Source organism: Candidatus Micrarchaeota archaeon (assembly GCA_021163225.1).
In the GTDB taxonomy this organism is placed as follows: domain Archaea; phylum Micrarchaeota; class Micrarchaeia; order Anstonellales; family JAGGXE01; genus JAGGXE01.
Genome location: JAGGXE010000021.1, coordinates 1 through 8,526 on the forward strand (window position 1 = coordinate 1; position 8,526 = coordinate 8,526).

3 protein-coding genes and 1 rRNA gene are annotated in these 8,526 nt (G+C 46.3%); 1 reads left to right on the plus strand and 3 read right to left on the minus strand.

What is annotated here, in order from left to right; genetic code table 11:
- Window positions 1-4,106 (minus strand): hypothetical protein (locus tag J7K41_01620; GenBank protein ID MCD6549391.1); only part of this gene is annotated, 4,106 nt, incomplete at its 3' end.
- Window positions 4,107-4,208: 102 nt separating this feature from the next.
- Here J7K41_01620 and J7K41_01625 point away from each other — a divergent pair.
- Window positions 4,209-4,793 (plus strand): uracil-DNA glycosylase, encoded by a 585-nt coding sequence (locus J7K41_01625; protein MCD6549392.1) that lies wholly within the window; start codon window positions 4,209-4,211, stop codon window positions 4,791-4,793.
- Window positions 4,794-4,950: 157 nt separating this feature from the next.
- Here the strand turns inward: J7K41_01625 and J7K41_01630 are convergent.
- Together J7K41_01630 and J7K41_01635 are read right to left on the minus strand one after the other, a co-directional pair.
- Window positions 4,951-6,443 (minus strand): 16S ribosomal RNA (locus J7K41_01630).
- A gap of 519 nt (window positions 6,444-6,962) precedes the next feature.
- On the minus strand, window positions 6,963-7,910 hold the full coding sequence (locus J7K41_01635) for a hypothetical protein (GenBank protein MCD6549393.1): 948 nt from the start codon (window positions 7,908-7,910) through the stop codon (window positions 6,963-6,965).
- Window positions 7,911-8,526 lie beyond the last annotated feature (616 nt).

The following is an 8,526-nucleotide window of genomic DNA, read 5'->3' on the forward strand; positions in this document are numbered from 1 at the left end:
ACGATTCGATCGAATCCTACATGGACGCCCGCATCATCAAAATATACCGTTACTTGACGGAGGTTATCTTTGTCATCGAAGTAACCTTTCTCATGTCTCTCGCCTTGCGGGACGAGTTTCTTTAACACCTTCGGGATCCTTTCATCGCTCATCGAACACTGTACCAGGATCACGGGGATGTTTGGTTCGTCTTCTTCAGGTAATTCGTTCTGAACCTCCATCGTTTCAGAATAATCGTGGACAAACTTACGTTTTATTCTGTATACTCCGGACCGATCCGAATCGTATTCGTATACCCTGTACAACCTTAACCTATCCCGGGGTAGTTTGAACAGCCATCCGTAGAGGACCTTTTCCAGTGCAGACCCGTGCAACTCTTCTGCGATTTCGGTTGCGACATCCTCTGGGAGATGGGTCAGCCCAGCCACTCTTTTGACGGCAGCAGGGTCACCGTATTCCAGACCGTTTCGGAGTTTCAGGATCACGTAGTTCATTGCAGCAAAATATGCACGGTAACCTTTGAATGCGTCGGGCATCCTCGGGTTCGGTGTAGCATCCAACACGATAACGGTCCGTTCTTCCCTGATGATCCGACTGAGCTGTTCTTTATCAAAGAGCCCTTCCTTAAGAACGTACGGTTTTCCATGAAGCTCTGATGAAGATATCCGTGACACGGTGACCTTCACATCTTCGCGACCGGCGTAGTAGGTTTTTAACGGTAGCGAGTAGAAGAGTCCGGTGGTAGTGTTACCTACGATGAGTATCTTACGGTTTTGGTTCAGTACCGGCTCGATTACGCGATGGCGGATGGTTAACACTTCGTAAGCCAACACGTCCAGTTCGTATTCGGGCACGTTTAGCGTAACAACACCGAAGATGGTTTTCCTATTTATCAAACCTTTGAACTCGTTGTAAGACATGTCCAGTGTTTGTCTGTCATACGAAGAGTATTTGACGATTTTTGCTATGAATTTACTGTATTCTACTACGAGATCGATCTCATCGTTAGGGTTAAACGGAACTGTTCTATTATACATCTTCAGCAGGTCGGTGATAGTGATTCTACCGTTTGCAAGAGCGGTCAGTACATCTTTCTTTGGCAGGATCCTTGTCTTGATAAGTTTTGTAGCAAATTCTGCAAGTTTGAAAGAATCCCTTTCGGTCAACAGAAGATCCCAGTCCTCGTCATCTAAATGTAGGACCCATCCGTCAGGCAATCCTGCATACCCGCACGTCCTGATCAGGTCAGTGAACAACTCAATAACCTTATCATTCTCTGCGTTATGTAAGATACGGGCTAGTAGATCCCGTGAAAGATTATCCAGTAAGGAGAGGTCTTTCAAATGTTCTGAAAGAAGGGAAAGCCTGTCCAACATTCTGTCAAAGTCGTTCGGGTTCCTTACGGTTCGTGCCAGACGGATAAGAGTTGTATTACTGTCAGGTCGAAGAAGGAGGTCTTGATGTTTGACCATCGCTTCCACATATCTGAGTATTTCGTTCATATCAGTTTTACCTCTCTCCTGTTTTGATAGGATGCAGTCCAACAGTTCGTCCACCCTTCTGATCAACCGATATCGTACTTCATCACCTATTTTAATCCGTTCATCCATCCTTGAGATATCCTGAATGACCTCTGCCAATTCTTCCGCAGATACATCCTGGTGACCCTTGACCACTATCTCCGCTATATCTAACCCTCTAAACCCTCTGGGATAACTCAGAAGGGTTCGACCATAGGTCAACAATAGGTCCGTCTTCGTTACATCATCACCCAGTAACATCTCTAGAAGATTGGCTACTTTTAGTTCTACTTCTTCTTCGAGATTTGGGTCTTTCTTTTTATTGAGGTCATAGGTTACCCCTTCGACCCATGTCCTGATGATCGAAACCGCCTTTAACATATCTTCCAGTTCAACGGGTGTCGGTGGCGAGTCCTCATTTAAATGTTCCAGAACCATTTTCAGCAGGGAACTGTCCAGCACATCCCTATAACTCCATGCGATTTGACAGTATGCGAGAGCCCGTTCCTTATTCAGAAGTTGGGTTCTGAGTTTGGCTTCGCTAAGGAACTTAAACACTCTGTTGATAATGGACCATCCTTCACCGAATCCTGCATCACTGTAGAATGGAATACCTTCACGTTCTTCCCAACCCCTCAACTCCTTTTCAAGGTATGATAAGTTATCCAGGATGACGGATAAATCCTTTGGAGTAACTTTATCTAACCTAAATGAATAGGGTAAATGATAGTACCATAGGTTCGGATAGATTGAAAAGATTCTCAAGTAAGCCATCCGTTCTTCTATATTTTTACCTCCTAAATCGTCAAAGAAAGTATGGAGATTGCTACAAATCGTGTTTTTGATGGTCCGATTACCTTTTCTGTCAAAGATCTCTTTTAGACGTTTTCCATAGGTCGTGATAAACCATTCTATATCCTTAGGATCTGCTTTCCCCTTTCCTTGGAGAAAAAGGAACGTAACGATATCCAGCAAACCTGTTTCTACCACCAGGTCAGCATGTTCCGCTGCTTTGAATATAATTGTATAACTATCTTCAGGTTTCCTATCTATACCATAACCCAATAATAATATGAACTGAGATTTGAGTGCTGGATCAGTAACACCTCTCTTATCAAAGTTTTCGTGTAACTTATCTATTGTATCCAACAACCGAGCCAACTTTTCTATGGCCTTCTTTTCTTTTTCTTTGGCTGTTGCTTTCTCACTAACAGTAGGTTCCGAATTCTTCTCTGATGCGATCCGGTGAATATCAGTGTATCTAAGGAAAAGCAAATGTCTTTCTTCACCGTACTTCTCCATCCATTTTTTATCGTAGTTTTCTATGAGTTTCAATAATTCATTGAGCCCTTCAAAGGAATGAATGTCTTTTAATATGGGGATGATATGGGGGATATAGGGTTTTATATTTACATATTTTCTAAGGTAATCATGGGATAAAGTGAACGTCACTACTGGAGATATCCGTGAATATTCTAAGATTGTAGTAAGCAAGGTAGCCATCGAATAAGCAGTATCGTTATCTTTTTCTCTGGAATATATCTCTCTGATCGATCTGAAGAGTTGAGTGATTATGTAAGGTTTTGATTCACCGCGCATGGATAACACATGGGCGGTGGTATCTATCAGATCCCTTACAATCTCTGTGTAGACCTTTGTATAAACCCGTTCCGGTTCATTACCGTGTTCTTCAGGATGTTCTTCGGATTCGTACCTCTTGATCAACATAAGAATGGTTTCGTTGATATCGATAGCGTCATCGGCCGTCCACACGTTCTCGAACAGGTCTTTAATAATTCTATCAATGCGATCGTCCACACGATAACTTAACCGTCGGATGTCTTCAGGAGGTTTACTGATTAAATAATCTACGAACCGTTCCAGTTCGTTAGAGCTATGGAATAGATTTTTATAACTGGTTAATATCTTTTCGTATAGGAGGACGTTTTCCTTTTTCTTGTAGGCATGGTTGTACAATCGGTATAACTTGGGTGCACAACTCCTCCACAGATCCGAGGGAACACCTGTCTTGATTAATGTGTCTAACACAACCGGTGCGTATACACAGTGTCGGATAGACGTATTGAGCAAACGACCCGCTTCTTCCAACTCGTTTAGGTCTGTTAGGTGGTGTAGTGTAGAAATGCTTTGGTTAACGATCCATTCTAACCCGGATTTCGGATTTTTTAGACCTTCCGCCTTTTCCTTGGCATTGTGAACATATTTGTAAAACGTTACTTCGAACTTCAACCATCTTACATGCGTTTCAACATCGTCCGATACGACGGTTCGTTCTAGCGGTTTGGTTAATTCCCTCTTGACCCTTTCCAGCAGGTCGCTATCGATCTCTCGGGTTAATACGCTGTAGACGTCGTCCCTCTCCTTGAGCAGATCAACGATCCGCTTATGTGTTTGTGTATCTTTGGTCTTCTGGATAAAATCCTCCAGGATCTGCCTTTCTCTCATCTCCTTGGAGATCACTTTTTGTTCTTTGAGTTTGCCAGTAGGTTCTTTCTTGTGTTTGGTTTTTCTCTCTGTTTTCTCCTTTGCCTTCAGTCCTTTTTCTTCAGCAGACGTTCCATCCATGCATTCTTTGTAAACAAAACAGTATAAAAACCCGCTGGGTAGAAAACAGGTGTTTCTCCGCAGTCGGGACACCTTTATAAAACTTGAGTGTGTGGTAAGATGATGAATATGTTATCTCTTGAAGACGTTGCAACCGAGATTCGTAGATGTCATCGTTGCGACCTCGCGAACTACCGTACCTGCGTTGTGCCGGGTGAAGGGCCTGCGGATGCAGAGGTTATGTTTATCGGTGAAGCACCCGGGCGTGAGGAGGACCTGAGCGGGCGACCGTTTGTAGGCGCGGCCGGGAAGATACTGGACGGATGGATAAGAGAACTGGGTCTGACTCGTGATAAGGTATTCATTACAAGCGTTATTAAATGTCGTCCGCCTAACAATCGAAAACCCACTCGTGAAGAGGTCTTAGCATGTTCGCCTTACCTGGATATGCAGATACAGGTGATAGACCCTGAGGTAATATTCCTTTTAGGTTCTGTAGCGCTCGGTTATGCCGTTGACAGGTTTAATCTGCCTGTAGAACGTTCTGTTCGGATGAACAGTATTGCCGGCTCGGTGTTTGTCGTGAACGATTTCGTGTTGGGTCGGACAACTCTGGTACCTTTCTATCACCCTGCTTATTTGATATACAATCGAAGAAAAACCGATGAGGTTAACAACCTGTTGAATAAACTACGTGTTCTGATCTGACGTCTTTTGATCTGACAACACACAACATATTCCAGTTGTTCGGCTATTTATAACACTACGAGAAGATAGGGGGATGATTTGAGAAAATAAGAGATGATTCAAGAGAAGGTGCTTCAAGGACCCCGTTCAACAGACGGTGCGTATGCACACATAAGTTTGGAGGTGATCTATCCGCAGGTTCCCCTACGGATACCTTGTTACGACTTAGCCCCCCTCACGGACCCCTGACTCGACACCGGCCGAGACCGGCGCCTCATCAGGAACCCACTTGGGTGACTTGACGGGCGGTGTGTGCAAGGAGCGGGGACGTATTCACCGCGCGTTCCTTACGCGCGATTACTAGGGATTCCAGCTTCACGAGGGCGAGTTCCAGCCCTCGATCCGGACTGAGACCGGGTTTAGGGGATTAGCTTCTCCTTTCGGAGTCGCAACCCATTGTCCCGGCCATTGTATGTCGCGTGTAGCCCGGGGGATTAGGGGCATACTGACCTACCGTCGCCCGCACCTTCCTCCCACTTAACGCGGGCAGTCCCCCTATAGTGCACCCGTCCCGGAGGACGAGTTAGCAAATAGGGGCACGGGTCTCGCTCGTTACCGGACTTAACCGGACACCTCACGGCACGAGCTGACGATGGCCATGCACCACCGCTCAGCGCGTCTGGCAAGATCTTCAGTCTGGCCTTCATCCTGCTGTCGCCCCCGGTAATATTCCAGGCGTTTCATCCAATTGAACCGCAACATCCACCCCTTGTGGTGCTCCCCCGCCAATTGGTTTAAGTTTAAGCCTTGCGGCCGTACTCCCCAGGCGGCGGACTTATCGCCTTCGCTTCGACACTGCAACGGCCCTAAGCCATTGCAGCATCCAGTCCGCATCATTTACAGCTGGGACTACCGGGGTATCTAATCCCGTTCGCTCCCCCAGCCTTCGTCCCTCACCGTCGGACGCGTTTTGGCCAGGCGCCTTCGCCACCGTGAGTCCCCACGGGATCACAGGATTTAACCCCTACCCCGTGAGTACTCCTGGCCTCCCCCGCTCCCAAGTCGAGCAGTATCCGTTGCACGCCCTCGGGTTGAGCCCGAGGATTTCACAACGGACTTACTCGACCGGCTACGGACGCTTTAGGCCCAGTATTCGTGGGCACCACTAGGGCTGCCGGTATTACCGCGGCGGCTGGCACCGGTCTTACCCAGCCCTTATTCGCCGAGCTGTCTACACTCGGCAAAAGGCCATGCCTTTCGACATGACCACTCGGAGTCCCCCCGTCACGCTTTCGCGCATTGCGGAGGTTTCGCGCCTGCTGCACCCCGTAGGGCTAGGGCCCTTGTCTCAGTGCCCTTCTGGGGGCTCCCACTCTCATGGCCCCTACCGATTATAGGTTTGGTGGGCCGTTACCCCACCAACTGCCTAATCGGCCGCAGTCCCATCCTAGGGCGGTGTACGGCCATTCCCGCACACCCTTTGGGCGATGGGACATTCCAGTACCCATCACCTATCGGGGATTCCCCTCAGTTTCCCGAGGTTGTCCCCGTCCCTAGGGTAGGTTGACCACGTGTTACTCAGCCGTTCGCCGTCCCTGGAAGGCCAGGGGCAGACTTGCATGGCTTAGTCGGACTCCGATAGCAGTACCCTCCAGCACCATCAACTGGAGTTTTTCCACCTAGGGAGTACGTTCGAGCACCGTCCTGTATTAGGGGTCCTTGAAGCCTGTTAACAGCCAGAGAACCCTCTGACTGATTAACCCTCCTGAAATGCGACTTCCCCGTTTGCCGGACGGCACGTGGGAAGTGTCTATAATAATAACCAAACAGTTTAAAAACCTTACGCACGCACTCCGGCCGTTGCGATTGTGAATAAATCCTCAAATTCTTCTTAAAAACCGGATTTTGATTTGGTTAACTGCCTTTTACGTTCGCACCTCCTTCCCTTCTCATGTTCCTTCTATTCGGTCCCCCTATTGATCGGTTTATGTTTTCTTCTTCCCTTCTCCCCAACCGACAGATTACTCCGACCAGATCAATTTCGGAATTTTGGCTAGTATACTCGCCATATTTCAGAATTTTGGCTATTTTGTTAGCCATTTTTCCAAATTCGCTCCAAAGGTTAGAATCCGGTTTAAAAGGTTAAGATTAGGTTTTGTACTCCTATTCGTTCGGTCTCTATCCTATCGGTCAACCCTCCAACTCGGAAGGGTCAGGTGCCTCGCCGACCCAGTTATCCCTCTGTACCCTTATCTGTATCCTGTCGTCGTATACCAATCTCTTCAGCGCCTGTGTTTCTTCATAGGAGAGGTTTAGGAGTGTGCTGAATAACTGGATGAACTCCTCCTTACGCCTGTAGTTCAGCTTCAACCTGTCGAACGTATATATTGTCGGGTCCGGGTTGAGGTCCTCCCTTTCGATCTCCAATTCTATTGCGGTCTTTACCCTACTCCTCGGGATACCACCAACCATGAGACCTACCCCATAGTTTTGGAAGTGTTTCATGATAAACCTAAAGAGGTCGGGATACTCCTTCCTGAAGTTTGATTTGATCAACTGATAGATGGAGAGTTTATCTATCCCTCTCCTTTTGAACTCATCAAGCAGATGCTTGCCTGCTTTAGTTTTCCGGTATTTAAGTATCTTCTCCAGTATCTTTATGTCCCACAACCTACCTTCGTTCATCCCCATTACTTTATAGAAACCGTACACCCTATTACGTCCTTGGATTATGATCCCGTTTATCATCCTATACTGCTTTGGATAATGTTGGGCTATGTACGTTGAGGTGAGAAACTCATCGTCTTTCGGGAGGAGTTCGTTCACATACCAGTTGAAGAGGTCTATCAGTATGATACACCTTCCCTTCTCTTTCATCCAGTTAACGTTTAACATATTGTTTATTACCTTAATCCTCTCAACACGTTCGCTTTCTATCCCTATACCGTTTAATGCGCGGTACCAGTCACTTCCCCAAGGGTCGTACGTGTGTATTATCTGATTAAACCTGTTCGGGAACCCTCTTGAGAAAAACTTCTGGGTGAGGAATACGTTATTATACCTCTTAATCCTCTTGATATGGTCAGGTATCTCCTCCTCGGGAGCTACTTTTTTGGTCCTTAACCTATGCCTCATCATACTCCCCACCCATCTTTTTGTTTCCTGTTAGGGACACCTAACGATAATCGGTTTGCTAATCCCCTTAACATACTACTCTGTAGGTTCAGGCCAGGCTGTTCGGTTCGGTCATCCTATCTGTCCTGGAGTTAACATAACCCGTTTTCTCATCTGATGTGGTGCGTGTTCTTTTATGTTCATTCACGATATTATTATGTATACAATATTTTTATTTGTTCTGGTCGGTTGTCTTGCGTGATAGTGAAAAATCCGGATTAACTCAATATGAAGAATTGAAATCTATACCGAACTCGTCCACCATTCTTGTATTCCACCAAACCTTGTACTTCTCTTCTTACTCATCTCCAACGAATTAATTTTATAGGGATTATTCACGAAGGCAGCAGCCGTTCCTGCTATGTGAATTCTTGTCCGCCTTGTTTATGTGCTTTTTAGCGAGAGGAAGTAATTTCGGGAGAATACGTTAGGAGTACTTTTATGAATACTATTTTTGGGAGATGAGTAAAAGGAAAGTGTAAAGAGAGTCTCCAAATTCAAATTTTAAGGGAACACCAAACTTATTTACAATTACACATCTGCGGGGCTCGGTACAGAAAGGTTTAAATATGTTTATTTG

What these genes read in the sequence shown, in the direction of transcription:
- J7K41_01635 (MCD6549393.1), bottom strand. Translation starts at nt 7,910, where the DNA reads ATGATGAGGCATAGGTTAAGGACCAAAAAAGTAGCTCCCGAGGAGGAG.
- J7K41_01625 (MCD6549392.1), top strand. Translation starts at nt 4,209, where the DNA reads ATGAATATGTTATCTCTTGAAGACGTTGCAACCGAGATTCGTAGATGT.